The organism is Streptomyces sp. SL06 (assembly GCF_058244745.1).
In genome coordinates, this window is sequence record NZ_JBSYOT010000002.1 from 391,995 (window position 1) to 417,682 (window position 25,688).

The 25,688-nt window shown below is 74.4% G+C and carries 26 protein-coding genes and 2 pseudogenes; 16 read left to right on the plus strand and 12 right to left on the minus strand.

The features are described 5' to 3' along the window. Position 1: 1 nt before the first annotated feature. The 3 genes from AC4IHM_RS02220 to AC4IHM_RS02230 all read right to left on the minus strand — a co-directional run bounded on the left by AC4IHM_RS02220 (position 2) and on the right by AC4IHM_RS02230 (position 1,688). A complete protein-coding gene (locus tag AC4IHM_RS02220) occupies positions 2-343 on the minus strand; it encodes a DUF6343 family protein (protein WP_490865390.1) in 342 nt (113 codons plus the stop codon). Between the two features lie 68 nt (positions 344-411). Then, positions 412-846 carry a PPC domain-containing DNA-binding protein gene (locus AC4IHM_RS02225; RefSeq protein ID WP_490865391.1) on the minus strand — a complete coding sequence of 145 codons (435 nt, stop codon included), beginning with the start codon at positions 844-846 and terminating at the stop codon, positions 412-414. Between the two features lie 65 nt (positions 847-911). Then, on the minus strand, positions 912-1,688 hold the full coding sequence (locus AC4IHM_RS02230) for an IclR family transcriptional regulator (RefSeq protein WP_490865392.1): 777 nt from the start codon (positions 1,686-1,688) through the stop codon (positions 912-914). Positions 1,689-1,774: 86 nt separating this feature from the next. Between AC4IHM_RS02230 and AC4IHM_RS02235 the strand changes: the two genes are divergently transcribed. The 8 genes from AC4IHM_RS02235 (at position 1,775) to AC4IHM_RS02270 (ending at position 9,122) form a co-directional block, all read left to right on the plus strand. Then, the gene (locus AC4IHM_RS02235) at positions 1,775-2,947 is read left to right on the plus strand and encodes a cupin domain-containing protein (RefSeq protein ID WP_490870736.1); all 1,173 of its coding nucleotides are present in this window, start codon (positions 1,775-1,777) and stop codon (positions 2,945-2,947) included. Further along, positions 2,944-3,783 (plus strand): fumarylacetoacetate hydrolase family protein, encoded by an 840-nt coding sequence (locus AC4IHM_RS02240; RefSeq protein WP_490865393.1) that lies wholly within the window; start codon positions 2,944-2,946, stop codon positions 3,781-3,783. Before AC4IHM_RS02235 ends, AC4IHM_RS02240 begins: the two co-directional genes overlap by 4 nt. After that, positions 3,783-4,481, plus strand: coding sequence for a maleylpyruvate isomerase family mycothiol-dependent enzyme (locus AC4IHM_RS02245; protein WP_490865394.1), 699 nt, complete (start codon positions 3,783-3,785; stop codon positions 4,479-4,481). The genes AC4IHM_RS02240 and AC4IHM_RS02245 overlap by 1 nt, the downstream gene beginning before the upstream one ends. 31 nt (positions 4,482-4,512) lie before the next feature. Then, positions 4,513-5,808 (plus strand): FAD-dependent oxidoreductase, encoded by a 1,296-nt coding sequence (locus AC4IHM_RS02250; RefSeq protein WP_490865395.1) that lies wholly within the window; start codon positions 4,513-4,515, stop codon positions 5,806-5,808. After that, a complete protein-coding gene (locus AC4IHM_RS02255) occupies positions 5,805-6,323 on the plus strand; it encodes a hypothetical protein (RefSeq protein WP_490865396.1) in 519 nt (172 codons plus the stop codon). The genes AC4IHM_RS02250 and AC4IHM_RS02255 overlap by 4 nt, the downstream gene beginning before the upstream one ends. After that, entirely contained in the window at positions 6,320-7,012 is a 693-nt protein-coding gene (locus tag AC4IHM_RS02260) for a 3-oxoacid CoA-transferase subunit A (protein WP_490865397.1), read from the plus strand. The genes AC4IHM_RS02255 and AC4IHM_RS02260 overlap by 4 nt, the downstream gene beginning before the upstream one ends. Then, a complete protein-coding gene (locus AC4IHM_RS02265) occupies positions 7,012-7,653 on the plus strand; it encodes a 3-oxoacid CoA-transferase subunit B (RefSeq protein ID WP_490865398.1) in 642 nt (213 codons plus the stop codon). The genes AC4IHM_RS02260 and AC4IHM_RS02265 overlap by 1 nt, the downstream gene beginning before the upstream one ends. A 176-nt stretch (positions 7,654-7,829) precedes the next feature. After that, a complete protein-coding gene (locus tag AC4IHM_RS02270; protein ID WP_490865399.1) occupies positions 7,830-9,122 on the plus strand; it encodes an MFS transporter in 1,293 nt (430 codons plus the stop codon). Positions 9,123-9,151: 29 nt separating this feature from the next. Here the strand turns inward: AC4IHM_RS02270 and AC4IHM_RS02275 are convergent, their stop codons facing one another. From AC4IHM_RS02275 to AC4IHM_RS02285, 3 genes are all read right to left on the minus strand, one after another. Further along, positions 9,152-9,589: a VOC family protein gene (locus AC4IHM_RS02275; RefSeq protein ID WP_490865400.1), complete on the minus strand. Its 438-nt coding sequence runs from the start codon at positions 9,587-9,589 to the stop codon at positions 9,152-9,154. Positions 9,590-9,734: 145 nt separating this feature from the next. Further along, a complete protein-coding gene (locus tag AC4IHM_RS02280) occupies positions 9,735-10,160 on the minus strand; it encodes a PPOX class F420-dependent oxidoreductase (protein ID WP_490865401.1) in 426 nt (141 codons plus the stop codon). Positions 10,161-10,242: 82 nt separating this feature from the next. Further along, on the minus strand, positions 10,243-11,247 hold the full coding sequence (locus AC4IHM_RS02285) for an NAD(P)-dependent oxidoreductase (protein ID WP_490865402.1): 1,005 nt from the start codon (positions 11,245-11,247) through the stop codon (positions 10,243-10,245). A 113-nt stretch (positions 11,248-11,360) separates the two neighbouring features. Between AC4IHM_RS02285 and AC4IHM_RS02290 the strand changes: the two genes are divergently transcribed. Next, complete coding sequence (locus AC4IHM_RS02290; RefSeq protein ID WP_490865403.1) at positions 11,361-11,825, plus strand: type II toxin-antitoxin system PemK/MazF family toxin; 465 nt, start codon at positions 11,361-11,363, stop codon at positions 11,823-11,825. Here AC4IHM_RS02290 and AC4IHM_RS02295 read toward each other — a convergent pair. Further along, entirely contained in the window at positions 11,810-12,649 is an 840-nt protein-coding gene (locus tag AC4IHM_RS02295) for a TIGR02452 family protein (protein WP_490865404.1), read from the minus strand. The genes AC4IHM_RS02290 and AC4IHM_RS02295 overlap by 16 nt on opposite strands. A 256-nt stretch (positions 12,650-12,905) precedes the next feature. On the opposite strand from AC4IHM_RS02295, the gene egtA reads away from it, so the two are divergent. The 4 genes and pseudogenes from egtA to egtD all read left to right on the plus strand — a co-directional run bounded on the left by egtA (position 12,906) and on the right by egtD (position 17,319). Next, positions 12,906-14,207, plus strand: a complete 1,302-nt coding sequence (gene egtA / locus AC4IHM_RS02300) for an ergothioneine biosynthesis glutamate--cysteine ligase EgtA (RefSeq protein WP_490865405.1) — start codon at positions 12,906-12,908, stop codon at positions 14,205-14,207. Next, a pseudogene (gene egtB, locus AC4IHM_RS02305) lies at positions 14,204-15,560 on the plus strand (ergothioneine biosynthesis protein EgtB). Before egtA ends, egtB begins: the two are co-directional and overlap by 4 nt. A 59-nt stretch (positions 15,561-15,619) precedes the next feature. After that, a pseudogene (egtC, locus tag AC4IHM_RS02310) lies at positions 15,620-16,360 on the plus strand (ergothioneine biosynthesis protein EgtC); the annotation flags it as partial. Continuing rightward, positions 16,357-17,319 (plus strand): L-histidine N(alpha)-methyltransferase, encoded by a 963-nt coding sequence (gene egtD, locus AC4IHM_RS02315; protein ID WP_490865406.1) that lies wholly within the window; start codon positions 16,357-16,359, stop codon positions 17,317-17,319. The pseudogene egtC and the gene egtD, both read left to right, overlap by 4 nt. 21 nt (positions 17,320-17,340) lie before the next feature. Here egtD and AC4IHM_RS02320 read toward each other — a convergent pair whose 3' ends face one another. Continuing rightward, positions 17,341-18,543 carry an extracellular solute-binding protein gene (locus AC4IHM_RS02320; RefSeq protein ID WP_490870737.1) on the minus strand — a complete coding sequence of 401 codons (1,203 nt, stop codon included), beginning with the start codon at positions 18,541-18,543 and terminating at the stop codon, positions 17,341-17,343. Between the two features lie 246 nt (positions 18,544-18,789). Here AC4IHM_RS02320 and AC4IHM_RS02325 point away from each other — a divergent pair, with 246 nt between their 5' ends. Next, on the plus strand, positions 18,790-19,005 hold the full coding sequence (locus AC4IHM_RS02325; RefSeq protein ID WP_490865407.1) for a dodecin: 216 nt from the start codon (positions 18,790-18,792) through the stop codon (positions 19,003-19,005). A gap of 38 nt (positions 19,006-19,043) precedes the next feature. Here AC4IHM_RS02325 and AC4IHM_RS02330 read toward each other — a convergent pair whose 3' ends face one another. Next, the gene (locus tag AC4IHM_RS02330; RefSeq protein WP_490865408.1) at positions 19,044-19,535 is read right to left on the minus strand and encodes a phosphatase domain-containing protein; all 492 of its coding nucleotides are present in this window, start codon (positions 19,533-19,535) and stop codon (positions 19,044-19,046) included. A gap of 59 nt (positions 19,536-19,594) precedes the next feature. Here AC4IHM_RS02330 and AC4IHM_RS02335 point away from each other — a divergent pair, with 59 nt between their 5' ends. Then, a complete protein-coding gene (locus tag AC4IHM_RS02335; protein ID WP_490865409.1) occupies positions 19,595-20,614 on the plus strand; it encodes an LLM class flavin-dependent oxidoreductase in 1,020 nt (339 codons plus the stop codon). 63 nt (positions 20,615-20,677) lie between these two features. Continuing rightward, positions 20,678-23,023: an ATP-binding cassette domain-containing protein gene (locus AC4IHM_RS02340; RefSeq protein ID WP_490865410.1), complete on the plus strand. Its 2,346-nt coding sequence runs from the start codon at positions 20,678-20,680 to the stop codon at positions 23,021-23,023. 43 nt (positions 23,024-23,066) lie between these two features. On the opposite strand, the gene AC4IHM_RS02345 is transcribed toward AC4IHM_RS02340, so the two are convergent. The 3 genes from AC4IHM_RS02345 to AC4IHM_RS02355 form a co-directional block, all read right to left on the minus strand. Continuing rightward, positions 23,067-23,963, minus strand: coding sequence for a DUF2382 domain-containing protein (locus AC4IHM_RS02345; RefSeq protein WP_490865411.1), 897 nt, complete (start codon positions 23,961-23,963; stop codon positions 23,067-23,069). A 72-nt stretch (positions 23,964-24,035) separates the two neighbouring features. After that, positions 24,036-24,917: a lysophospholipid acyltransferase family protein gene (locus AC4IHM_RS02350; RefSeq protein WP_490865412.1), complete on the minus strand. Its 882-nt coding sequence runs from the start codon at positions 24,915-24,917 to the stop codon at positions 24,036-24,038. Continuing rightward, on the minus strand, positions 24,917-25,687 hold the full coding sequence (locus AC4IHM_RS02355) for a GNAT family N-acetyltransferase (RefSeq protein ID WP_490865413.1): 771 nt from the start codon (positions 25,685-25,687) through the stop codon (positions 24,917-24,919). The genes AC4IHM_RS02350 and AC4IHM_RS02355 overlap by 1 nt, the downstream gene beginning before the upstream one ends. Position 25,688: the final 1 nt, after the last annotated feature.

Genomic DNA, 25,688 nt, shown 5'->3' on the forward strand with positions numbered 1-25,688 from the left:
GTCAGCGCGGGGCGGTGGTGCCGCGTTCGCGCCGCAGCCGCCGGGTCACCACCGTCAGGTCCGCCGCCGCCAGCAGGGCGAAGGCCGCGCAGACGATCGCGAGGCCCACCACGGGGCCGCGGCCGGGGCTGTCGCCGGGGCCGGTGCCCGCGGCCCACACGCCGAAGAAGGCGGCCCCGGCGACGAACAGCGGCAGGAAGACGGCCGACAGCAGCAGGCGCATGCGCAGCGGGCTCTGCGCGGTGGCCGGTTCGGTGCCGGTGCGCGGGAAGCGGCGGCCGACCACGCCGGACCGTGCGCGGGAGACGGGTTCCGTGGCCCCGTGGGGGCGTCGGTCGCTCATGCCGTTCCTCCGTGACGGTCGGGGGTGTCCAGTGGCCGGGGCCGGTAAACCGCTGTGCGCCGGCCGGCTCAGCCCGGGTCGATGAGGGCCAGGCCGACATCGGGCCGGTAGGTCTTGCCGAGTTCGGCCGGGCTGTCCCGTACGACGACCTCCAGCGTCGGCCAGACCCGGCCGGAGAGCAGGTGGCCGCCGCGGGTGGAGCCGTCGGACAGGCCCACTACGGTGTGCAGGTGCGGGGTCGGTCCGTCGTCGGCGACGGCGATGTCGCCGAGCAGCGAGAGCACCTCGCACTGCTCGTCCACCGGGATGCGCCGGTAGTCGCCGGCCCGCCGGTCGAACCAGCCGACGACCGCCTCCGTGAAGCCGCCCACGGCCGTCACCTGGGAGGCCCCGAGCGACCGGCGGCGGGCGAAGGCGGTGAGTTCGCCGACCGCTTCCTCACCGGGGTCGAGCACCACCACGTACACCGCGGACGGGCCGCCCTGCACCTGCTGCCACTTCATGCGCACCCGGGTACCCGGCGCCGGTCGGGCCAACCGCCGCGCCGGACACCGCCCCTCCCGCCGGGTCAGTCTCCCGCCGCCAGGTCCGCCTCCAGCGCCCGTGCCGCCGCGTCGAGCGTCGCGACCAGGCCGCGGAGCCGGTGCGGGTCGTAGCGCACGCTCGGCATCGACACCGAAAGGCCCGCCACGGCCCGGCCGTCCTCGTCGCGCACGGGGACGCCCACGGCCACCAGTCCCCGCTCGGAGCGTTCCTGGTTCACGGCGAAGCCGCTGCGGGCGACGCGCTCCAGCTCGGTCCGCAGGGCGCCGAGGTCCGGGCGGTCGCCGGGCCGTTCGCGGTAGCGCTCGGGCGCGTACACGTCGGCCAGCTCCTCCTCGCTCAGCTCGGCGAGCAGCAGCAGGCCGGCCGTGGTGCGGTGGGCGGGGAAGACCATGCCCTCGCGGGAGCCGACCCGCAGGGCCCGCGCGCACTCCTCACTGGCGATGAAGCGCGCGGTGTCGCGGGTGCGGACGGTCAGGTTCGTGGTCTCGTCCAGGAGGCCGACGACCCGGTGCAGATGGGGCAGCGCGGCGGCGCGCAGCAGGGAGACCTGGGAGCGGGAGTGGGCGGCCAGCTCCAGGACGGGTCCCGCGTGGTAGACGCGGTGGTCGTCGCGCACGGCGAAGTCCCGGTAGACCAGCATGGCCAGCAGGCGGTGCGCGGTCGACCGGGCCACACCGAGGCGGTCGGCGATCTCCGAGACGGTCAGCGCGCCCTCCATCTGGAGCATCGTGGCGGCGCGCAGGGCGTGGTCGACGCTGGCGATGGCGTAGGCGGGCGGATTCTTGAGCGGCTTGTCCAACGGGGCCCCCACGGGTTGTTCTGCTCTCCAGAATCTACCTGTCCTCCCTGCGGACTCGGGAGCAGGCTGGGTCCGTGACTTCCTCCATCGCTTCGCAAACCGTCACTTCGGACACCGGCACGGGCTCCTCCCCCGTCCGGCTGCGGGCCGTTTCCGCGGCGGACCAGCCCGAGGTCACCCCGGCGCTCCAGGAGCTGTACCGGGGCTTCGAGCGGGAGCTGCTCGTGCCGCTGTGGACCGAGATCGGCGACCTCATGCCCGCCCACCCGCGCTCGCGCGCCGTGCCGCACCTGTGGCGCTGGGAGCGGCTGCGCGAGCTGGCCGCGCGGGCCGGTGACATCGTGCCCGTCGGGCGCGGCGGCGAGCGCCGGGCCATCGCACTGGCCAACCCGTCGCTGGGCGGACGGCCGTTCGCCACACCGACGCTGTGGGCGGCGATCCAGTACCTGATGCCGGGCGAGGACGCGCCCGAGCACCGCCACACGCAGCACGCCTTCCGCTTCGTCGTCGAGGGCGAGGGCGTGTGGACCGTCGTCGGCGGGGACCCGGTGGCGATGCGGCGCGGCGACTTCCTGCCGCAGGCGGGCTGGAACTGGCACGCCCACCACAACGCCACCGCCGAGCCGATGGCGTGGATCGACGGCCTGGACATCCCGTTCCAGTACGTCTGCGAGGCGCAGTTCTTCGAGTTCGGCCGCGACGAGATCAGCGACGCGGAGCGCGTCACCCCGGACCGTTCGCGCGCCGAGCGCCTGTGGGGCCACCCCGGTCTGCGCCCGGTCTCCGCCGCCGCGACCGGGCCCGGCTCGCCGCTGCTCGCCTACCGCTGGGAGCACACCGACCGGGCGCTGAGCGACCAGCTCGCCCTGGAGGCCGAGGGCCACGGCGGCACCGTCGAGCCCGGTCACGCGGCCGTCCGCTTCACCGACCCGGCGTCCGGGGCCGACGTGCTGCCCACCATCCGCGCCGAGATGCACCGCGTGGCGCGCGGCGCCGAGACCGCGCCGGCCCGCGAGACCGGTTCGTCCGTCTACCAGGTCTTCGACGGCTCCGGCACCGTCACCGTCGGCGCCGCCTCGTGGTCGGTGACCCGCGGCGACCTGTTCGCCGTCCCGTCCTGGCAGCCGTTCTCCGTGCGCTCCGAGGCCGGCGCCACCGACTCCGACTCCGGCGCCCTCGATCTGTTCCGCTTCAGCGACTCCCCGGTCTTCGAGGCGCTGCGCCTGGACCGCACCCATGTGGAAGGAACCACCCGATGAGGCTCGCCACCCTCCGCCTGGACGGCACCACCCGGGCCGTGAAGCTGGACGGCGAGGTCCTGGTCGACCTCGGGGTCCCCGATGTCGGCGCCCTGCTGGACCAGGAGGACTGGGCGGAGCGGGCCGCCGCGGCGACCGGGCCGACGTACCCCGTCGACGGCGCCGACCTCGCGCCCGTGGTCCCACGTCCCTCCAAGGTGGTGTGCGTCGGCCTCAACTACCGCAACCACATCCGGGAGATGGGCCGCGACCTGCCCGAACACCCCACCCTGTTCGCGAAGTTCGCCGACGCGCTGATCGGCGCCCGCGACGACATCGTGCGCCCCGGGGAGACCCAGGCGTTCGACTGGGAGGTCGAACTCGCCGTGGTCGTCGGCGCCCCGGTGCGCCGCGCGAGGGGCGCCGGGGCCGAGCGGGCGATCGCCGGCTTCACCGTGCTGAACGACATCACCTGCCGGGACTGGCAGTTCCGCACCCGTGAGTGGCTCCAGGGCAAGATGTGGGACTCCAGCACACCGGTCGGACCGTACCTGGTCACCCCGGACGAGCTGCCCGGCGGGGTCCGCCCCGCGCTCGGCGTCCGGCTGACCGTGGACGGCGAGGTCATGCAGTCCGACTCCACGGCCGACCTGCTCTTCGACCCGGTGCGCCTGATCGAGTACGTCTCGACGGTCGTGCGCCTGAACCCTGGCGACATCATCGCCACCGGCACCCCGGGCGGCGTCGGGCACGCCCGCAGGCCGGAGCGCTATCTGCTGGGCGGCGAGACGGTCGTCGCCGAGATCGACGGCATCGGGCGCCTGGAGAACCGGGTCGTCGAGGAGAAGTCGGCCTGATGTCCCGTACGTTCGAGGAGGCGCGCCGGTGGGTCGCGCTCGGCACCCCTCTGCTGGCCGGGGCGGCGCAAGCGGCCCTCGGCGTGCCCAGTGCCCTGCCGGGCTGGACGCGGGGACACGTCGTCGCGCACGTCGCAGCCAACGCCGACGCGCTGGGCAACCTGGTGCGCTGGGCCGCCACCGGCGAGCGGACCCCGATGTACGCCTCGCCCGAGGAGCGGAGCGCCGGCATCGAGAAGGGCGCGCTGCTGGGCGCCGACGAGCTGAGGGCGTGGCTGCGCGACGCGGCGCGGCGCCTCGCCTCGGCGATGGCCGCGCTGGACGCGGACCAGTGGCGGACGCCCGTCGTCACCGCCCAGGGCCGGACCGTGCCCGCGACCGAGCTGCCCTGGCTGCGCGCCCGCGAGGTGTGCGTCCACGCGGTCGACCTGGGCACGGGAGTGTCCTTCGCCGACCTGCCGGCCGGCTTCGTCGCCGCGCTCTGCGCGGACGTGGTGGCCAGGCGCGCCACCAGCCCCGGCCCGGCGCTGCTGCTGACGGCGTCGGACACCGGCGCCCGCTGGGAGCTGCCCGGCCGGGGCGACCCGGTCGAGGTCACCGGCCCGTCGGCCGAGCTGGCCGCCTACCTCACCGGCCGGGCGAGCGCCCTCACCACCCGCCACGGCGACCCGGCCCCCGCTCTGGGCCCCTGGCTCTGAGCCGCACGGCCCACGACCCACGGAAGTGACGATGAACCCTGCGACACCAGCCACCCCGACCGCCCCCAACGTCATCGTCGTCGGCGGCGGCATCGGTGGCCTCAGTACCGCGTTCGCCCTGGTCCGGCAAGGGCTGCGGGTCCGCGTCCTGGAGCGGGCCGAGGAGTTCGGCGAGGTCGGCGCCGGCCTCCAGATCGCGCCCAACTGCACCCGCGTCCTGGACGAGTACGGCCTGCTGGACGAGGCGAAGATCCTCGGTGTGCTGCCGGAGAACATGGTGATGCGCGACGCCCTCGACGCCCGGGAACTGACCCGGCTCGACCTGCGCGACCTGGAGCGGCGCTACGGCTTCCCGTACCTGGTCATCCACCGCAGCGACCTGCACGGCATCTTCCTGCGCGCCTGCCGCGCCGCCGGTGTCGAGCTGCTGACCGACCGCACGGTGGTCGCCTACGAGCACACCGGCGCCGGCGCCCGGGTGCGTCTGGAGGACGGCCGCACCGAGGAGGCGCCGCTCGTCGTCGCGGCCGACGGGCTGCACTCGGCGGCCCGGCGGCAGCTGGTCGGCGACGACGTGGTCAGCTCCGACTACGTCGCCTACCGCGCGGCCGTCCCGATCGAGAAGGTGCGGGACAACGGCGTCGCGGAGAAGGACGTCACCGTGTACGTGGGCCCGCGCTGCCACTTCGTGCAGTACGCGCTGCGCGGCGGGGACATGTTCAACCAGGTCGCCGTGTTCCGGTCTCCGAAGGCGCTGGCCGGGCAGGCGGACTGGGGCACGCCCGACGAGCTGGACGCGGCGTTCGGGGCGACCTGCGACACGGTCCGCAGGGGCATCCCGCTGATGTGGCGGGACCGCTGGTGGCAGATGCTCGACCGGGACCCGATCGAGACATGGGTGCACGGCCGGATCGCCCTGCTCGGCGACGCCGCCCATCCGCCGCTGCAGTACATGGCGCAGGGCGCGGTCATGGCGATCGAGGACGGCTGGGTGCTGGCCCGGCACGTGGCCCGCCACGGCACGCCCGGCGGCCCGGACTGGGACGCCGTGCTCACCTCGTACGAGGCGGTCCGCGTCGAGCACTGCCGCCGGGTGCAGTCGACGGCCCGCGCCTGGGGCGAGCTGTGGCACCTGGACGGCGAGAAGCGCCTTCGGCGCAACGCGGTCATGCGGGAGCGGGACCCGTACGACTACGGCTTCACGGACTGGGTCTACGGGCCCACCGCGCTGACCCCGGACGAGGAGCCCGCGATGTTCACACCGGTCCCGCTGGACCCGCCGCCCGCCGGACAGCCGGACGCCCTGACCGGAGGGCAGACCCGGTGAGCGCCGCACACCCGCACGCGACGGCGCACATGCCGTCCGGCGCCCGGCCGGGCGACGTGGACGCCACGGCACCGCCCGGCGTGCCGTCCGGGGCACCGGACTTCGGCCCGGCCGCGGTCGGCGACACGGCGTGGGGCGATGTCCACGGCGCCGACGAGGGCAGCCGCGGCGTCACCCGGACGGCCGTCCCGCCGGCCGGCCTGCCCGTGGCCACGGGCGACCGGCTGTGCGGCTCCCGCCTGGACGCGGCGATCACCGCCGCGCGCAGCACGGAGTCCGGCCGCGCCCGGGGCGCGGGTCGGGGCGGGTACGCCGCCGTGGTGGCCGCCGGGCGTGCGACGCGCCGGGCCGGGATCGGCGGGGACGCGGTCGGGCCGAACGACGCGTTCGCCGTGCGGTCGCCGGCCTCCGTGCCGCGCGAGCACGGGCCCCGCCGGGGCATCACCGCGACCGGCGGCGGCCGGGCGCCGGGCGTGGTCCTGGAGATCGCGACCGGTGAGGTGGGCGCGCGATGAGGACGGTCTTCGCCGAGACGGCGGACGAGGCCGTGGCCGGGGTCGAGGACGGCTCGACCGTGCTGGTCGGCGGCTTCGGCCTGGCCGGCATGCCCTTCGACCTGATCGACGCGCTGATCCGGCAGGGTGCGGGCGGTCTGACCGTCGTGTCGAACAACGCCGGCAACGGCGACGCCGGCCTCGCCGCGCTGCTGAGGGCCGGGCGGGTCCGCAAGGTGATCTGCTCCTTCCCGCGCCAGAGCGACAGTTACGTCTTCGACGAGCTGTACCGCGCCGGGCGCGTGGAGCTGGAGGTGGTGCCGCAGGGCAACCTCGCCGAGCGGATGCGGGCCGCCGGGGCGGGCATCGGCGCCTTCTACTGCCCGACCGGGGTCGGCACACCGCTGGCCGAGGGCAGGGAGACCCGGGTCATCGACGGGCGGACGTACGTCCTGGAGTACCCGATCAGGGGTGACGTGGCGCTGATCTCGGCGCACCGCGCGGACGGCATGGGCAACCTCGACTACCGCAGGACCGCACGCAACTTCGGCCCGGTCATGGCCACGGCCGCAAGTACCGTGGTCGCCCAGGTCACGCGGATCGTGCCGACCGGTGCCCTGGACCCCGAGGCCGTGGTGACGCCGGGCATCTACGTCGACCGTGTCGTTCGGGCCGACGCCCGCCGGCTGACCGTCCAGGGAGCCCGCTGATGAGCGCCCCCGGCCCGCTGAGCACCGACGCGCTCGCGGCGCGCGTCGCCCGGGACATCCCGCCCGGCTCCTACGTCAACCTCGGCATCGGGCAGCCGACCCGGATCGCCGACCACCTCGACCCGGCCGCCGGGATCGTGCTGCACACCGAGAACGGCATGCTCGGCATGGGGCCCGCCGCCGTGGGCGAGGAGATCGACCCGGATCTCACCAACGCGGGCAAGGTCCCGGTGACCGAGCTGCCGGGTGCCGCGTACTTCCATCACGCCGACTCCTTCGCGATGATGCGCGGCGGTCATCTGGACGTGTGCGTCCTCGGCGCGTTCCAGGTCTCCGGGCGGGGCGACCTCGCCAACTGGCACACCGGCGCCCCGGACGCCGTCCCGGCCGTCGGCGGTGCGATGGACCTGGCGATCGGGGCCCGGCGGGTCCACGTGATGATGCGGCTGTTCGCCCGCGACGGCTCGCCGAAGCTGGTCCCGCGCTGCACGTACCCGCTGACCGGGACGGCCTGTGTCTCCCGCGTCTACACGGACCACGGCGTCTTCGCGACGGGCCCCGACGGGGTGCGACTGCTGGAGGCGTACGGGATCACTGCCGAGGAGCTGCGCGAGCGGCTGGCGGTGCCCCTCATCCAGTGAGGGCCCGCCGGATCGCGGCGGGCCGGCCGTCGACCGGTCCGAACGTGGGCAACCCGCAGCCCGCGCCTGCCAGTTCACCGGAGGCGGGCAGCAGCCGTGCACGGCAGCGACGTACAACCATCGGTTGTGCGGACCCGATGCCTGTTGTTTGATGCGCGGGGCCGCCGCTCGCTTTGATGTCGGGCGTGGCGGATTCGAGTGCGGTGGGGCCGGGTGCGGTGGAGTCGGGCGTGGCGGGGAGCGGGTCGCTGGGGCGGCCGTTCGGGTGGCTGTGGGCGTCGTACGCCGTCAGCACCTTCGGCACGCGGCTCGCGTTCGACGCGTTCGCGCTGATCGCGATCGTGGTGCTGGACGCGGGGCCGGCGCGGGTGGCGGCGCTCTCGGCGGCCGGTCTCGCGGTGGGCGCGGTGGTGGCGGTGCCGCTGGGACCGTGGGTGGAGTTCCGGCGCAAGCGGCCGGTGATGGTGGCGACGGACCTGCTGCGGTGCGGGGTGCTGCTGAGTGTGCCGGTGGCGTACGCGCTCGGTCTGCTCGGTTTCACTCAACTGCTGGTGGTGTCGGTCGTCGTCGCCGCGGCCGACATCACGTTCCGGGCCGCCTCCGGTTCCTGCCTCAAAACGCTGGTGCGACCGGAGCATCTGCTGACCGCGAACGGCCGGTTGGAGGCGACGACATGGACCGCGACGATGCTCGGGCCGCCGGTCGGCGGGGCGGCGATCGGGATGTTCGGGCCGGTGGTGACGGTGGCGGTGGACGCGGTGAGCCATCTGCTGTCGGCGCTGGGCATCCGCGCGATCGGGGGCGGGGAACCGCGCCCGCGCCGCGCCGAGGCGCCCCGGCTGCGGCCGGGTGACCTGCTGGACGGCTGGCGCTGCATCCTGGCCTCGCCGCGGCTGCGTCCGCTGTTCCTCAACACGGTCCTGGTCAACGCCCTGATCATGGCGACCGCGCCGCTGCTCGCCGTCCTCATGCTGGGCGATCTGGGCTTCGCGCCCTGGCAGTACGGGCTCGCCTTCGCGGTGCCGTGCGTGGGCGGCGTGATCGGCTCGCGGCTGGCCCGCCCGCTGGTGACGCGCTTCGGGACGGACCGGGTGCTGGTCGCCACCGGGGTGCTGCGCGTCTGCTGGTCCGTCGGGCTGGCCTTCGTCCACCCCGGGGTCTCGGGGCTGGTCCTGGTGATGGCCGTCGAGTTGGGCCTGATCACCTCGGTCGGCGTCTTCAACCCGCTGTCCGCCACGCTCCGGCTCGAACTGACCCCGGCGGACCGGATCGCCCGCACCCTGACCGCCTGGACGATCAGCGGAAAACTGACGACGGCGGCCCTGACCGCCCTCTGGGGCCTCCTGGCCGCCCTGACCGGACCCCGCCCGGCCATCGCCCTCGCGGGCGCGGCCCTCCTGACGACCCCGCTGCTCCTGCCGCGGGGCCGCCGCGAGCGCGACCGGGCCGCCGGGCGGGGCCTGCCGTAGACCGGTCGGGCCCCGCCCGGCGCCGCCGGTCAGCTCGGCTCGCGGGCCCCGGGAACGGCCTCCGTCACGCCGTTCAGGGGTGAGGCCGGGTCGCTGCCGTAGGGGCGGGTGAAGGCTTCCAGGGCATGGCCGGACGGGTCGGTGAAGTAGACGCCCCGGCCGCCGTCGTTGCGGTTGACGCGGCCCGGGTGGCGGCCGTGCGGGTCCGCCTGGAGGGGGACGCCGTCCTCGACGAGGCGCGCGAGGATCGCGTCGAACTCGTCTTCGGAGACGAGGAACGCGTAGTGCTGCACGGGGATGTCGTGGTCGACGGTGGCGAAATCCAGGATGACGCCGTTGGCGGTCGTCACGGGCAGGAAGATCCCGGCCGGGGCGCCGGCCTCGAGCCCCAGGATCCGGGCGAGGAAGTGGGCGGACTTCTCCCTGTCACGGGAGAGAACGATGGTGTGGTTGAACTCGACTGACACGGTCAATGCCTCCGCGGGCATCTCGGCGGCGCCTCCATGCCTCACCCGGACGGTGACCGACACGCGATGCCGCGCCCCGGATCCTAGACGAGGCGTCGCGCGCCGGTCGACCCCGAACCGGGCCCGCCCGTACGGCCGGACGCGTTCAGGTGGAGGCCTGGCCGCTGTCCTTCAGGGCGCCCCAGCCGTGCCAGTGCTCCACCTCGATCCAGGCGTTGACCCTGCGCCGTACCCGGTCCGGGTACGGGTTGCCCGTGTAGTGCGTGGAGAGGCGGTCGATGCCGGTGCGGTCCTCGTCGTCGCGGATCTCGACGACCCGGCCGATGAGGCTGACGTGCGTGTACCAGTCGTCGCCCGCGAGGACGGTGAGGGTCACGCGCGGGTCGCGGCGCAGGTGCTTCAGACGCACCCGCCCCTCGTCGAGGTTGATCAGCACACGGCCGTCGTCCTCCCACAGGTACCAGGTGGCCGTGGAGACGGGGGCGCCGTCCGAGCGGAGGGTGGCCATGACACACGGGTTGGGGCGGCGCAGCAGTTCTACGGCCTCGGACGGCAGCGGCGGCTTGGACATGCGGACTCCTCTGATCCTGGTGTGGGCCGAGGCTACTTCGGCCCGCCGGTGCGCTGTCGCCCACCCGGTACCCCGGACGCGCTCAGTCGGACGGCTTCTCCTCGAAACTGGCGAAGTACGCCGCCGCCATGTCCTCCCCGCCGTGTCCCTGCGCGGCCGCGCGGGCCAGGCGTTTCGCACCCGCGGCGGCCACGTCGAGGCGGACGCCGTTGGCCTCGCCGGCCTCGACGATCAGCCGGGCGTCCTTCTCGGCCGTGCCGACCGCGAACTGGGGCGGCGTCAGCGCGCCGTCGCGGATCAGACCGGCCTTGGCGCGCAGGTACCCCATGTCGAGCGGGCCGCCCTCGATGGCCTCGAAGAAGCCGTCCGGGTCCACGCCCAGTGCCTTGGCGAGCGCCAGGACCTCGCCGGCCGCGTTGCTGACGGCGATGACCCAGCTGTTGGCCACCAGCTTCAGCCGGGTCGCGCTGCCGGTCGCGCCGTCCTCGCCGGTCCACACCGTGCGGGAGCCGACGGCGTCGAACACGGGCGCCACCGCGTCCCGCGCCGCGGCCGGACCGGCGGCCAGCACCATCAGCCGACCGGCCTCGGCGGGCTGACGGGTGCCGAGGACGGGGGCGTCGAAGAAGACGAGGCCGTGTTCCTGGGCGAAGGCGGCGAGGTCGGCGACCGCGTCGACGCCCGCGGTGGTCGACTGCGCCCAGGCGGTGCCGGGGCGCAGGCCGGGGGCGGCCCGCCGCATGACGTCGAGGGCGGCCGGGCCGTCGTAGAGCATGGTGAGCACGACATCGGCGCCCCGTACGGCCTCCTCCGGGTCGGCGGCGACGTGCGCGCCGTCGGCGGCCAGTGGCTCCGCCTTGTCCCGGCTGCGGTTCCAGACGCGGACGGCGTGTCCGGCGCGGGCGAGGTTGCGGGCCATCGCGGCACCCATGATGCCGGTGCCCAGGACGGTCACGGTGAGCTGATCGGTCATGACAGTCGGCTTTCTGGCTCGTACGGTCTCTGGCTCGTGCAATCTCTGGCTCGTGCGGTCGGTGGCGGGTCCGGCGCCGGGGCGGGTACCCGGGGGCCGGCGTGCCCGCCTCATGCTTGCCGCTCACGGTGGCCGCTGCCACTCGGCGGGGCCCCGGCACCGGGCGCACCGTGCGGGCGGCGTGGGCCCCCGGCCGGGTGCGTGACCCCGTCCCGTACGGTACGGCCGTGAACGCCTTCACCGACGACACCGACAGCACCGAAGACACCGCCCCCGGCCGTTGGGGTCCCTCGGCCACCGCCGAGGCCGACCCCCGGGACGTGGGCCGGGTGCGTACCGAGTACTCCCCCGCGCCCGACGGCGACCCCGATCCCGGCGAGATCGTCTGGACGTGGGTGCCCTTCGAGGAGAACGACGGGCGGGGCAAGGACCGGCCGGTGCTCGTGGTCGCCCGCGAGCGCGCCGGCACGGTACTGGCCGTGCAGTTGTCCAGCAGGCGGCGCGACGGGGACCGCGCGTGGGTGCCGATCGGGAGCGGGCCCTGGGACCGCTCCGGACGCGATTCCTGGGTCGGCGTGGACCGGGTGCTGCGGCTGCACGACACCGGGATGCGCCGCGAGGCGTGCGCCCTGGACCGGATGCGGTTCAACCTCGTGCGGCAGCGGCTGCGGGAGTGCTACGGCTGGAGCTGACGCCCCGGCCGCCGGCCGTCCGGGAAGGCGTGCGCGAACGCCTCCCGGACCGTGCCGCCCGGCGTGCGGTCCAGGATGGCGAACGCCACCCGCTCGAAGGCCCCCGCGAACCGTCCGCCGGGTCCGAGCAGCGTCCGGAACGCGCCCGCGACCTGGGCGGGGTCGTTGCGGAACACACCGCAGCCCCAGGCGCCGAGCACCAGCCGCCGGTACCCGTGGGCGGCGGCCGTCTCCAGTACCCGCCCGGCACGCGCGGCCAGGGCGGCGGGCAGCTCGGCGGCGCGCTCCGGGGCCGTGCGCAGCACCACGCCCGCGTTCGGCGCGACGGAGGTCAGGAATCCGGCGGTGTACGGCTCGTCCAGCAGGCCGCCGCGGTCGTCGCGGAAGACGGGCACGGCGGGCGAGTGGATGACGCGGTCCGTGTAGAACGGGTCGCGATGGGCGCGGTGGTGGTCGTAGAACTCGCGCGCCCGCAGCAGGCAGGTGTAGAGCGCGGAGGCCCGGCACAGGGCCTCCTCCTGGGCCTGGGCGCCGTTGAGGTGGCCGCCGCCGGGATTGCGGGCCGAGGCGAAGTTGAGCACGGCCACCTCGCCGCCGAGGCGGCGCGCGGCCTCCAGGCTGCTCTCGCCGGTGACCTCGAAAACCGTCTCCACCGCGGCGAACGGGGGGTGCTCCACGGGCCCCGGACCGTACATCCGGGTGCCCTCGCGCGCCCGGTCGACCGCCGCCCCGAGCAGCACCTCGCGCCCGTCGGACCCGCGGTAGGCCCCGGCCGTCACGATCTGCTCGGTCTGCTGTGCGATGCCCCGCAGGCGCGCGCTCACGGCGCCACCCCCGTGGGCGTCGTGAGCGCACACCGTGCGCACTCCCCCGTCGTGCTCATGCGGGAATCCTGGGTGATGCTGGTGGTGCGGTGCAACGGAGTTTCCCGACCGGCGGATCACGCGGACCATCGATCGGGAACGTCCCGAAATGCATCCTTGTGCGGAGCGGCGCGAGGGTCTTGGGTGGGACGAGTGTGCCGGCCCGGCCCACCCGAAAAGGGCCGGCGGCATGGTGGAATCTCAGGAGGATCCCGACATGTCAGATTCGGTTGGTGGCTGTATCCGGCCACGTACCGCTGTCAGTGAGGCGGAGGTCGAGGCACTCGTCCACGGCATCTGCTTCAAGACCGGCCCACCGGAGCGCCTCGGCGTCGAGGTGGAATGGCTCGTCCACGAGCTGCGCGCGCCGCGGCTCCCCGTGTCACCCGAACGACTGCGGGCGCTCTACACCGCACTGCGGGCCGTCCCTCTGAGGTCGGCCCTGACCGTCGAGCCCGGCGGCCAGCTGGAGCTGAGTTCGCTCCCCGCCACATCCCTCATGGAGTGCGTCGACACCGTCTCCGCCGACCTGGACGCCGTCCGCGCCGTGCTGCGCGAGGACGGTCTCGCCCTCGTCGGACTCGGCCACGATCCCTGGCAGGAACCCCGCCGCTTCCTGCGGGAGCCGCGCTACGACGCCATGGAGGCCTGTCTGGACCGCGGCGGTTGCGCGGGCCGCTTCATGATGTGCGCCTCCGCGTCCGTGCAGGTGTGCGTGGACGCCGGTCATGAGGAGCCGGGGCCGCTCGGTCACATACGCCGCTGGTGGCTGGCCCACCAGTTGGGCGCGGTCCTGGTGGCCGCCTTCGCGAACTCCCCGCTGGCCGGCGGCCGGCCCACCGGCTGGCGGTCCACCCGGCAGCTGCGGTGGGAGGAGATCGGCACCGAGCGGGCGGGCGGCCCCCGGCTGGACACCGACCCGCGCGGCACCTGGGCGCGGCACGTGCTGGACGCCCCGGTGATGTGCGTACGCCGGGACGAGGGGCCGTGGGACATTCCGGAGGGTCTTGCCTTCCGGGAGTGGACCCGGAGCCGGGCGCCGCGACCGCCGACCCGGGAGGATCTCGACTACCACCTCACCACGCTCTTCCCGCCGGTGAGGCCGCGCGGCCACCTGGAACTGCGCATGATCGACGCGCAGCCCGGCGACGACGGCTGGAAGGTGCCGCTCGCCGTGACGGCGGCGCTGTTCGACGACCCGGAGGCCACCGAGACCGCCTACCGGGCCGTGAAGCCGCTCGCCGAGCGCACCCAGGGCCTGCCCGCCCCGCACAACCCGCTCTACCGGGACGCGGCCCGCGACGCCCTCACCGATCCGGAGCTGCGCGAGGCGGCCGTCGTCTGCTTCACCGCGGCGCTCGCCGCCCTGCCCCGGCTCGGGGCGACGACCGAGGTGACGGACGCCGTCGCCGGGTACCTGGAGCGCTACGTTCTCAGGGGCCGCTGCCCCGCCGACGATCTGCTGGACCTGCCGGACAGCGCGAGCCGTGGCCGGCACGGGAGGGAGACCCGCCCATGACCGACGCGACCGACGAGACCGTCACCGCGACCGCCGAAGGGGCGGCCACCGACCCCGAGAGGCTGCGCGAGCACGCCCTGAACACGCTCGTCACGGCCCGTGAACGCACCACGTTGCTGACCGGTTGCGTCGAGGGCCCCGACCTGACCGCCCAGGTGTCGCCGCTGATGTCCCCGCTGGTGTGGGACCTGGCGCACATCGGCAACCAGGAGGAGCAGTGGCTGCTGCGCGCCGTCGGCGGACAGGAGGCGATACGGCCCGAGATAGACAGTCTGTACGACGCCTTCGAGCACCCCCGCTCGGAGCGGCCGAGCCTGCCGCTGCTGTCGCCCGCCGAGGCCCGCGGGTACGCGGCGGACGTGCGCGGCCGGGCGCTGGACGTGCTGGAGGGGACGGCGCTGCACGGGACGCGGCTGACGGAGGCGGGCTTCGTCTTCGGGATGATCGCCCAGCACGAGCAGCAGCACGACGAGACGATGCTGATCACGCATCAGCTCCGCAGGGGCCCGCAGGCCCTGACCGCCCCGGATCCGGCGCCCGTAGCGCTGTTCACCGGCCCGGCGGAGGTCCTGGTGCCCGGCGGCCCGTTCACGATGGGCACGTCGACCGAACCGTGGGCCCTGGACAACGAACGCCCCGCGCACCGGCGGGAGGTGGCGCCGTTCTACCTGGACACCACGCCGGTGACCAACGGCGCGTACCAGGCGTTCATCGACGACGGGGGCTACGACGACCCGCGCTGGTGGGCCCCGGAGGGCTGGGACCACATCCGCCGGCACTCCATCACCGCCCCGCTGTTCTGGCGCCGCGACGGCGGGCAGTGGCTGCGGCGCCGCTTCGGGGTCACCGAGGCGGTGCCGGCCGACGAGCCGGTGGTGCACGTGTGCTGGTACGAGGCGGACGCCTGGGCGCGCTGGGCCGGGCGGCGGCTGCCCACCGAGGCCGAGTGGGAGAAGGCGGCCCGCCACGACCCGGCCGGTGAGCGCTCGGCCCGCTATCCGTGGGGCGACGCCGACCCCGGCCCGGAGCACGCCAACCTCGCCCAGCGGCATCTGCGTCCGGCGCCCGCGGGCAGCTATCCGGCGGGCGAGTCGCCGCTCGGCGTACGGCAGTTGATCGGCGATGTCTGGGAGTGGACGTTCGAGCGACTTCGCCCCGTACCCGGGCTTCAGGGCGTTCCCGTACCGGGAGTACTCGGAGGTGTTCTTCGGGCCCGAGTACAAGGTGCTGCGCGGCGGTTCCTTCGCCGTGGGCACGGTGGCGAGCCGGGGCACGTTCCGCAACTGGGACTATCCGATCCGGCGGCAGATATTCTCCGGGTTCCGCACCGCCCGGACCCCGGAGGCCTTCTGATGTGCCGTCACCTCGCCTACGTGGGCCCCGAGGAGCCGCTGGGCGGGCTTCTCGTGACGCCCCCGCACGGCCTGTACCGGCAGTCCTGGGCGCCCCGGCACCAGCGGTACGGCACGGTCAACGCCGACGGGTTCGGCGTCGGCTGGTACGCCGGGGACGACCCGGTGCCGGCCCGGTACCGCCGGGCCGGGCCGATCTGGGCCGACCGGTCCTTCGCCGACCTGGCCCGGGTCGTGCGGACCGGCGCGCTGCTCGGGGCCGTACGGGACGCGACGCTGGCGGGCTCCGACGCGGAGGCCGCGGCGGCGCCGTTCGCCTCGGGGGCCTGGCTGTTCAGTCACAACGGTGCCGTGGCGGGCTGGCCCGGCTCGCTGTCCCGGGTGGCCGCGGCGCTGCCGGCCGAGGAGCTGCTGTCGCTGGAGGCGCGCAACGACTCGGCGCTGGTGTGGGCGCTGGTGCTGGCCCGGCTGCGCGCCGGGGACGACGAGGGCCGGGCGCTGGCCGAGACGGTGCTGGAGGTCGCCGCCGCGGCCCCGGCCTCCCGGCTCAACCTGCTGCTCACGAACGGCGCCACCGTCACCGCCACCACCTGGGGCGACACCCTGTGGTACCTGTCCCGTCCCGGGGGCGGCACGGTCGTCGCCTCGGAGCCGTACGACGACGACCCGCGCTGGCAGGAGGTCCCCGACCGCACCCTGCTCGCGGCGAGCCGCACGGACGTGCTGCTCACTCCGCTCAAGGACCCGGGCGAGACCGCCCGCGCAGACGCTTTCGCCTCTTCGAAGGAGCCCCGCACGTGAGCCAGTTCCGTCTGACCCGGACGCTGCCCGAGGACGCCACGGACGCCGCCCTGCGCGCCGATGTCCTGGCGGGCCTGACGAGCACGCCCAAGTGGCTTTCGCCCAAGTGGTTCTACGACGCGCGGGGCAGTGAGCTGTTCGAGCGGATCACCGCGCTGCCCGAGTACTACCCCACCCGGGCGGAGCGGGAGATCCTCGTCGAGCGGGCCGGCGAGATCGCGGCGGCGACCGGCGCCCGCACCCTGGTGGAGCTGGGCTCGGGCTCCTCGGAGAAGACGCGGTTCCTGCTCGACGCGCTGACCGGGCTGCGCGCCTACGTCCCGGTCGACGTCAGCGAGAGCGCCCTCACCCAGGCGGGCCGGGCGCTGGTCGCCGAGCGGCCGGACCTCCAGGTGCACGCGCTGATCGCCGACTTCACCGCGGGACTGACACTGCCCGCGACGCCCGGTCCCCGGCTGGTGGCGTTCCTCGGCGGCACCATCGGCAACCTGCTGCCCGAGGAGCGCGCCGTGTTCCTGGCGGCCGTCCGCGCCCTGCTCGCCCCGGGCGACGCCCTGTTGCTGGGCACCGACCTGGTCAAGGACGAGCGGGTGCTGGTCAGGGCGTACGACGACGCGGCCGGGGTGACGGCCGAGTTCGACAAGAACGTGCTGCGGGTGGTCAACCGGGAGCTGGCTGCCGACTTCGTGCCCGACGCCTTCGAGCACGTGGCGCTGTGGAACGCGGAACGGGAGTGGGTCGAGATGCGGTTGCGTGCGCGCAGCGCGCAGACGGTCAAGGTCCAGGCGCTCGACCTGGCCGTGGACTTCGCGGACGGTGAGGAGTTGCGCACCGAGGTGTCCGCGAAGTTCCGGCGGGAGGGTGTGCGGGCCGAACTGGCCGCGGCCGGTCTGGAGCTGGCCCACTGGTGGACGGACGGCGAGGACCGTTTCGCGCTGTCGCTGAGCGTGGTGGGCTGATCCCGGCACCTCGGCGGCCCGTCAGCGGGCGTTGGGGTCCAGGAGTTCGGTGATGCGCTCGGAGGCCCGTTTCGCCTCCGAGTGCTCGTCGCCGCCCGTGAGCACCTTGGTCATGTACTCCTTGATGGGGTTGTCCGCCTCGACGGCGCCCCAGCGGGGGGTGCCCGGCGTCGCCCGGCCCTGCGCGGCGCCGGTGGCCATCGCCTCCACCCCTTCCTCGCCCGCGACCTCCTCGGCCAGCGACTTCTTGTTGGGGACGTAGTTCATGGTGCGGGCCAGTTCGGTGTTCCACTTGGCGCCCGCGAGGGCCTCGACCACGGCGATCGCGCCGTCCCGGTCGTCGGTGTTCTGCGGGACCACGAGGTCGGAGCCGCCGGTGAACACGGCGCCGGGCTTGTCGGCGCTCTTGCCCGGCACGGGGAAGAAGCCCAGCTTGCCCTTGAGTCCGGGGTTCTCGCGCAGGATGGACTGGGCGAGCCCGGGGACCGCGATGATCTGTGCGATCCGGCCCCCGGCGAACACGCCGGCCTGCGGCGGGTGTTCCTCGTCGGCGTCGACGGGTCCCTCGCCCAGGGCCTGGAGTTCGCGGTAGAAGTCCATGCCGCGCAGGGCGGCGGCGCTGTGCAGGGCGCCCGTCCACAGGCCCTGGCTGTCGACGGCCAGGTCGCCGCCCTCGTCCCAGACGAAGCCGGACAGCGTGTACCAGTCCTGTCCGGCGAGGTAGATGCCCTGGTCTGCGCTCTGGTCGAGTTTCTCGGTGGCGGCGAGCCACTCCTCGCGGGTGCGGGGCGGCTCGGTGATGCCGGCCTCCTGGAACAGGTCCTTGCGGTAGATGACGACGCGGTTGGCGGCGTACCAGGGGATGCCGAACTGCTGGGACAGGTACTCCCCCGGTTCGGCGAGGCCGGGGAGCCAGTCGCGGATGCCCCAGTCCCGCATGGACTCCAGCGTCAGGTTCTCCAGCCTGCCGCCCTCGGCGTACTGCGGAACCTGGGTGTTGCCGACCTCGATGACATCGGGCCGCTCGCCCCCTCCGTCGGATCCGAGCGCCGCCTGCACCTTGTCGCCGATGCCGGTCCACTCCTGGATGCGGATGTCGAGGCCGAGGGCGGGATGCCCGCGTTCGAAGTCCTCGGTGAAGCGCTTGAGGAAGTCCTCCGAGGCGCTGCCCTTCATCAGCCACACGGTGACGGCACGCCGCCCCGACCCGCCGTCCGACGGCATCAGACCGCAGCCGCTCAGCAGGGAGGCGGACACACAGACAAGGGCGAGCAGGCAACGTTCTCACGAAGGTCCCTCTGATCGAACGGGTGTCTGGAATTTTGGTATGTACCAATAAGAAGGTCAAGGGGTCGATCCAAGCCGTCGAAGCCGCGGACGCCTCGCGGGACGCCGCCACTTGGGGCACGGTGGAGTCACGCGCGCCGCACACGACACCGCCGCGCCGCGGTGGTGGAAGGGAGTACCCGCATGTCGGAACACACCTACCGGGTCACCGAGATCGTCGGCACCTCGCACGACGGCGTCGACCAGGCCGTCCGCAACGCCGTCAGCCGCGCCTCGGAGACACTGCGCAATCTGGACTGGTTCGAGGTGACCCAGGTGCGCGGCCAGATCGAGGAGGGGGAGGTCGCCCACTGGCAGGTCGGGCTGAAGCTCGGCTTCCGCCTGGAGGAGTCGGACTGACCGACCCGGGCCGCGGCCCCTGGACGCGCTCCGGACCGTCAGGTGCGGCCCTCGCGCTCCTGCGCCGCGCGCAGCTCGGCCGACCGGGCCGCCCAGCGTGCCCGGACGACGGCGAAACCGGCCCGTTCGGCGTCGTCGCAGACCAGCTCGTCGTCGTCCACGAGGACCCGGACCTCGTGGGTCCTGGCGAGCCGCCGCAGGCTCTCCAGCTTGGTGCGCCGGGCGGGCCTGCGGTCGGCGTCGCCCCGCATGTGCACCGGCCCCCGCGGCAGGCCGTGCGCTGCCGGCCAGTCGAGCGTGTCGCGCCGGCAGCGCTCGGGCCGGCCGGTCAGATGGACGATCCCGCACTCCTCGGCGCACCGCAGTGCCGGCGCCACGCCCTGGGCGAGCGGCGGATCGTGCGGCGCGGCGGCGAAGAAGGCGTCCCAGTCGCGCGGCCGGCGCTCCAGGAAGCGCTGCCGGTGCGCGGTGCCGGCGAGGGTGTTGTCCAGGTCGAACACGGCCACCGGGGGGCGGCTGCTGTCGCTCACCCGCCCACCCTAGGACCCGTCGCCGGGAATCTCCGCGCCGCTCAGGCGTTGAACACCGTGTGACCTCCGCGATCGCGAGCACCCGCTTCTCCGTCCTCGACCGCTCCCGCGTCCGTGCGGGCGGCACCGCCGGCCAGGCGCTGCGCGACACCGTGGAGCTGGCGCGGGAGGCCGAGCGGCTCGGTTACCACCGGTTCTGGGTGTCGGAGCACCACGGCGTGCCCGGGGTGGCCGGTTCCGCGCCGACGGTGCTGGCCGCCGCCGTGGCCGCCGCGACCCGACGCATCCGGGTCGGCACCGGCGGTGTGATGCTGCCCAACCACCGGCCCCTGGTCGTCGCCGAGCAGTTCGGCGTGCTGGAGTCGCTCTTCCCCGGCCGGATCGACATGGGGCTCGGCCGCTCGGTGGGCTTCACGGACGGCGTCCGCAGGGCGCTGGGCCGGGACAAGGCCGCCGCCGACGACTTCGGCGCCCAACTGACCGAGCTGCTCGGCTGGTTCGAGGGAAGCTCCGGCACGGGTGTGCACGCCCTCCCCGCGGAGGGGCTGAGCGTCCCGCCGTTCGTGCTGGCCATGGGCGAGGGCGCCGCCGTCGCCGCCCGCGCCGGCCTGCCGCTGGTCATCGGGGACCTGCGCGACCGGGACCGGATGCGCCGCGGCGTGGACCGCTACCGCGCCGGGTTCCGCCCCTGCGCGTGGAGCCGGGAGCCCTACGTCGTCGTCTCCGGCGCCGTCGCCGTGGCGGGCACCCCCGAGGCGGCCCGGCGGCTCCTGGTCCCGGAGGCCTGGTCGATGGCCCACGCCCGCACCCGCGGCGCCTTCCCGCCCCTGCCTCCGGCCGAGGAGGTCGAGGCCCGCGCGATGACCGCCAAGGAACGCGGGCTGTACGAGTCCGGTCTGGCCGGCCACATCGCCGGCACCGAGGAACAGGTCGCCGACGAGCTGGAGTCGCTCCTGAAGGAGACGGGCGCGCAGGAGGTGCTGGTCACCACGAGCACCTACGACCGCGAGGCGCTGCTGGACTCCTACCGGCGACTCGCCCGCGTCGTCGGCGCGGGGACACGGAGCCGATCCGCGTAGAATCACGGGGTTTGTCCCCACTTGCCGCCGGCCCCGGCCGAAGACCGTACGGAGTTCCACGCAATGCACAGCCCCCACGACTCGTACGTCCGGGTGCGCGACGCCCGCGAGCACAATCTCAAGGGCGTGGACGTGGACGTCCCCCGGGACGTGGTGGCGGTGTTCACCGGTGTCTCGGGCTCGGGGAAGTCGTCCCTCGCCTTCGGGACGGTGTACGCGGAGGCGCAGCGGCGCTACTTCGAATCCGTCGCGCCCTACGCCCGCCGGCTCATCCACCAGGTCGGCGCCCCGAAGGTGGGCGAGATCACCGGGCTGCCGCCCGCGGTGTCGCTGCAACAGCGCCGGGCGGCGCCGACCTCGCGCTCCTCGGTCGGCACGGTCACCAACCTCTCCAACTCCCTGCGGATGCTGTTCTCCCGGGCCGGTGACTACCCGCCGGGCGCCCCCCGGCTCGACTCGGACGCCTTCTCGCCGAACACGGCGGTGGGGGCCTGCCCGGAGTGCCAGGGGCTCGGACGGGTGCACCGCACGAGCGAGGAGCTGCTGGTCCCGGACCCCTCGCTGTCGATCAGGGACGGCGCGATCGCCGCGTGGCCGGGCGCCTGGCAGGGCAAGAACCTGCGGGACGTGCTCGACGCGCTCGGGTACGACATTGACCGCCCCTGGCGCGAACTGCCCGCCGGACAACGGGAATGGATCCTGTTCACGGACGAGCAGCCGGTGGTCACGGTGCACCCGGTACGGGACGCGGGGCGCATCCAGCGGCCGTACCAGGGCACGTACATGAGCGCCCGGCGGTATGTGATGAAGACGTTCTCGGACTCGAAGAGCGCCACGCTGCGGGCGAAGGCGGAGCGCTTCCTGACCAGCGCGCCCTGCCCGGTCTGCGGCGGCGGCAGGCTGCGGGCGCGGTCCCTCGCGGTGACCGTCGGCGGTCGCACCGTCGCCGAGCTGGCGGCACTGCCGCTCACGGAACTCACCGAAGTGCTGCCGACCGACGGCGAGGTGGCCCGGGTGCTCACCGGGGACCTCGTCTCGCGGATCGCGCCCGTCGTCGAGCTGGGGCTCGGCTATCTGAGCCTGGACCGCCCGACGCCCACCCTGTCGGCGGGCGAGTTGCAGCGGCTGCGGCTGGCGACTCAGCTGCGCTCCGGGCTGTTCGGGGTCGTGTACGTCCTGGACGAGCCGTCGGCGGGACTGCACCCGGCGGACACCGAGGCGCTGGTGACGGTGCTGGAGCGGCTCAAGGCGGCCGGCAACTCGGTGTTCGTGGTGGAGCACCACCTCGGCGTGATGCGCGGCGCCGACTGGATCGTGGATGTCGGTCCGGGGGCGGGCGAGCACGGCGGGCGGGTGCTGTACAGCGGCCCGGTGGCCGGTCTGGCCGGCGTCGGGGGGTCGGCGACCGCCCGTTACCTCTTCGACCGCTCGCCCGCCCCCGCCCGCGCGGCGCGCGCCCCGCGGGGGGCCGTGACGGTGGGGCCGGTCACCCGGCACAACCTGCGCGGGGTGAGCGCGCGGTTCCCGCTCGGTGTGCTCACCGCGGTGACGGGCGTGTCCGGCTCCGGCAAGTCGACGCTCGTGGACGAACTCACGGAGGACCTGCCGGGCGTGGACCGGCTGGTCCGTGTCGACCAGCGGCCGATCGGACGGACCCCGCGCTCCAACCTGGCCACGTACACGGGCCTGTTCGACGTGGTGCGCAAGGTCTTCGCGGCCACCGGCCAGGCCCGCGAACGGGGTTACGGCGTGGGCCGGTTCTCCTTCAACGTGCCCGGCGGGCGCTGCGAGACCTGCCAGGGCGAGGGCTTCGTCGGCGTGGAGCTGCTGTTCCTGCCCAGTACCTACGCGCCGTGCCCGGCCTGCGGCGGGGCCCGGTACAACCCGCCGACGCTCGAAGTGGCGTACCGGGGACGGAACATCGCGGAGGTGCTGGACCTGACGGTGGAGGAGGCGGCGGAGTTCTTCGCGGACACCGCGGCGGCGGCGCGCAGCCTGGCCGCGCTGCTCGACGTGGGTCTTGGCTATCTGCGGCTCGGCCAGCCGGCCACCGAGCTGTCCGGCGGGGAGGCGCAGCGCATCAAGCTGGCGAGCGAGTTGCAGCGGGGGCGGCGCGGCCACACCCTCTATCTCCTGGACGAGCCGACGACCGGACTGCATCCGGCCGATGTCGAGGTGCTGATGCGCCAGTTGCACGGTCTGGTCGACGCCGGGCACACGGTGATCGTCGTCGAGCACGACATGGCCGTGGTGGCGGGCGCCGACCGGGTGATCGACATGGGTCCCGGCGGTGGCGGGGCGGGCGGGCGGATCGTCGCCGAGGGCACGCCCGCCGAGGTGGCACGGGCGAGCGGGAGCGTCACCGCGCCGTATCTCGCCGAGGCCCTCCACGGCGGCGCGCGCCGGTGAGCCGGGCTCATCGGCGCGCGACCTCGCGGTGACGACCGGGCCGCTACTCGCGGTCCCGTCGGGCGTCGTCCTCGACGGTGTCCTCGGTCTCGGCCTCGATCCGCTCCTTGCGGACCCGTCCGTGCACCGTCTCCTCCTCGGTGCGCTCCTGCGTGGTCATCCGGACGCGCTCCACCGGCACCGTCTCGGTCTCCACGACGGGGCGTTCCTCGTGCAGGGTGACCTCGTGCTCGGCCTCGCCGATCTCCGGTCCGGAGAGCGCGTCGTCACGGTTGGCGTCCGTGATCGGTTCGCGCTCCACCCGCACTTCCTCGTGGGTGAGCGGAACGGTCTGCTGCACCTCTTCGGTGACCACGTACTTGCGCAGCCTGGCCCGGCCCGACTCACGCCGTTCGACGCCGACGTGCATCTGCTCCTCGGAGCGGGTCATGGCGCCGTCGCCGCGCATGTCCATGCGGTCCGGGGCGCCCTGGATGTCGCTCCGGCCGGCCGGCGTGTCGGCCGCGCCCATCGTGCCGGCCGCACCGGCAGCACCAGCGGCACCGGCGGCTCCCATGTCCGTGTCCGTGTCGGCGGACGAGCGGTCGTCGTCGGTGCGCTCGGCCTCGGACAGCACGCTGTCCCAGTTGATGCCGTAGTGGTCGTAGAGCCGGTGCTCCTCGGTCTCCGACAGATGGCCGCCCGCGTCGACGTCGACATTGGGCGCGTCCTTGACCTGGTCCTTCTGATAAGGGACCTCAAGGTGATCCTGCACCAGCGCGGCGTCGCGGATGGGCACGAAGGACTCGCTGGAGCCGAACATGCCCGTCTTGACGCTCACCCATTCCGGGCGCCCGGTCATGTCGTCGAAGAAGACGTGCTTGGCGTCGCCGATCTTGTTGCCGTCCCCGTCGTAGACCGGCTGGTCCAGGACGTTGGCGATCTCTTCACGGGTGATCATCTGCCATCACCCTCCTTCCGGAGTGCTTGCCTTTCGGTTGTCCGTATCAGCGGGGAGGAAACAGCGCATACCTCATAAAGCACACATACTCTTCGAAAGTGCTTCCCTCCGGTGGCCGTCACCCGTCCGGCCGGTCCCGGCCACCGGCACTCCGGGGGCCGACCGCTGGACGGCCGCGGCCAGGGAACGGCGGTCGCGGTGGCGGCCGGGCGGGACGAGGGGGCACACTTCCACCTCGGCGGTCAGTCCGCGGGCCGACGCCACCCGCCACAGGGAGGCGAGCAGGGTGTCCTCGCCGACGAACGCGGGTACTGTGCTCACCTCCCGCCCGTCGGCCCGGTAGCGGATGCGGACCGGCTGGACCGGCACCCCGGCGTCCAGGGCGGCCTGGAACACGGCCCGGCGGAAGGGTCCCTGGGCGCGCCCGCACCAGGTGCTGCCCTCGGGGAAGGCGGCGACCGCGGCTCCGGAGCGCAGTGCCCCGCCGAGCGCGGCGACCGTGTCCGGCAGGGCCCGCAGCCGGTCCCGTTCGATGAACAGCACCCCGCCGCGCGCGGCCAGCGGGCCCGCCACCGGCCAGCGCCGGATCTCGCTCTTGGCCAGCATCCTGGCGGGGCGCACGGCGGCCAGCAGCGGAACGTCGAGCCAGGAGACGTGGTTGGCGACCAGGAGCAGACCGCCCTCGGGCGGGGCGGCGGCGCCGGTGAAGCGGACCCGGACGCCCGCGGCCCGCACGACGCACCGGCACCAGCGCCGCACCAGGGCGGCGGGCACCCCGCCCCGGGAACGGCGGCGCCCCCGGCCGAGCGGTGTCAGCACGAGCGCGACCCCCGCGAGGAGCAGTACGGCGACCGCGGTGAGCCGCAGCACGGCGCGCGGCGGGGACACCGCTGCCCGGGACGGCTCCACGCAGCTGCCCGGGGTGCAGGGCGCGACGGGCAGCCAGGCGCTCATCAGGCCGGGACGAGCGAGAGGAAGTGCCGCAGATAGCGCGGGTCGACCCGGCTCATCGGCAGCAGCACGTACAGGTCGGCGACGCCGAAGTCCGCGTCGTGCGCGGGCTCCCCGCAGACCCAGGCGCCGAGCCGTAGGTAGCCGCGCAGCAGGGCCGGCAGGCCGGTCCGGCCGGCGGGCGCGGCGGTGCGGGCAGTCCACGGGAGCAGCGGCCGTACGCGGTACTCCTCGGGCGCCAGGTGCTTGGCCCGCACCCGCTGCCAGGCACCGGCGGCGAGGGCGCCGCCGTCGGCGAGCGGGAGCGAGCAGCAGCCCGCCAGCCACTCGTGGCCCCGGTCGCTCATGTAGCGCGCCAAGCCGGCCCAGATGAGCCCGATGACGGCGCCGTCGCGGTGGTCGGGGTGCACGCAGGACCGGCCGACCTCGACCAGCGCCGGCCGGATCGGGTCCAGCGCCGCGAGGTCGAACTCGCCCTCGGCGTACAGCCGTCCGGCGACCGCCGCGCGCTCGGGCGGCAGCAGCCGGTAGGTTCCGACGACCCGGCCGGTCGACTCCTCGCGCACGAGCAGGTGGTCGCAGTAGGCGTCGAAGGGATCGATGTCGTACCCGGGCTGCGGGCTCGCCAGCAGCGCGCCCATCTCCCCGGCGAACACGTCGTGCCGCAGCCGCTGCGCGGCCCGCACGTCCTCCTCGTCACGGGCGAGGGCGACGGTGTAGCGGCGGGGCGCGGTGGGCTGCGGGGGACGGTCTGCGGTCAGTACGCCGGTCATG

What these genes read in the sequence shown, in the direction of transcription:
- AC4IHM_RS02220 (WP_490865390.1), bottom strand. Translation starts at nt 343, where the DNA reads ATGAGCGACCGACGCCCCCACGGGGCCACGGAACCCGTCTCCCGCGCA.
- AC4IHM_RS02225 (WP_490865391.1), bottom strand. Translation starts at nt 846, where the DNA reads ATGAAGTGGCAGCAGGTGCAGGGCGGCCCGTCCGCGGTGTACGTGGTG.
- AC4IHM_RS02240 (WP_490865393.1), top strand. Translation starts at nt 2,944, where the DNA reads ATGAGGCTCGCCACCCTCCGCCTGGACGGCACCACCCGGGCCGTGAAG.
- AC4IHM_RS02245 (WP_490865394.1), top strand. Translation starts at nt 3,783, where the DNA reads ATGTCCCGTACGTTCGAGGAGGCGCGCCGGTGGGTCGCGCTCGGCACC.
- AC4IHM_RS02250 (WP_490865395.1), top strand. Translation starts at nt 4,513, where the DNA reads ATGAACCCTGCGACACCAGCCACCCCGACCGCCCCCAACGTCATCGTC.
- AC4IHM_RS02260 (WP_490865397.1), top strand. Translation starts at nt 6,320, where the DNA reads ATGAGGACGGTCTTCGCCGAGACGGCGGACGAGGCCGTGGCCGGGGTC.
- AC4IHM_RS02265 (WP_490865398.1), top strand. Translation starts at nt 7,012, where the DNA reads ATGAGCGCCCCCGGCCCGCTGAGCACCGACGCGCTCGCGGCGCGCGTC.
- AC4IHM_RS02270 (WP_490865399.1), top strand. Translation starts at nt 7,830, where the DNA reads ATGTCGGGCGTGGCGGATTCGAGTGCGGTGGGGCCGGGTGCGGTGGAG.
- AC4IHM_RS02280 (WP_490865401.1), bottom strand. Translation starts at nt 10,160, where the DNA reads ATGTCCAAGCCGCCGCTGCCGTCCGAGGCCGTAGAACTGCTGCGCCGC.
- AC4IHM_RS02285 (WP_490865402.1), bottom strand. Translation starts at nt 11,247, where the DNA reads ATGAGGCGGGCACGCCGGCCCCCGGGTACCCGCCCCGGCGCCGGACCC.
- egtA (WP_490865405.1), top strand. Translation starts at nt 12,906, where the DNA reads ATGTCAGATTCGGTTGGTGGCTGTATCCGGCCACGTACCGCTGTCAGT.
- AC4IHM_RS02320 (WP_490870737.1), bottom strand. Translation starts at nt 18,543, where the DNA reads ATGCCGTCGGACGGCGGGTCGGGGCGGCGTGCCGTCACCGTGTGGCTG.
- AC4IHM_RS02325 (WP_490865407.1), top strand. Translation starts at nt 18,790, where the DNA reads ATGTCGGAACACACCTACCGGGTCACCGAGATCGTCGGCACCTCGCAC.
- AC4IHM_RS02340 (WP_490865410.1), top strand. Translation starts at nt 20,678, where the DNA reads ATGCACAGCCCCCACGACTCGTACGTCCGGGTGCGCGACGCCCGCGAG.
- AC4IHM_RS02345 (WP_490865411.1), bottom strand. Translation starts at nt 23,963, where the DNA reads ATGATCACCCGTGAAGAGATCGCCAACGTCCTGGACCAGCCGGTCTAC.
- AC4IHM_RS02350 (WP_490865412.1), bottom strand. Translation starts at nt 24,917, where the DNA reads ATGAGCGCCTGGCTGCCCGTCGCGCCCTGCACCCCGGGCAGCTGCGTG.
- AC4IHM_RS02355 (WP_490865413.1), bottom strand. Translation starts at nt 25,687, where the DNA reads ATGACCGGCGTACTGACCGCAGACCGTCCCCCGCAGCCCACCGCGCCC.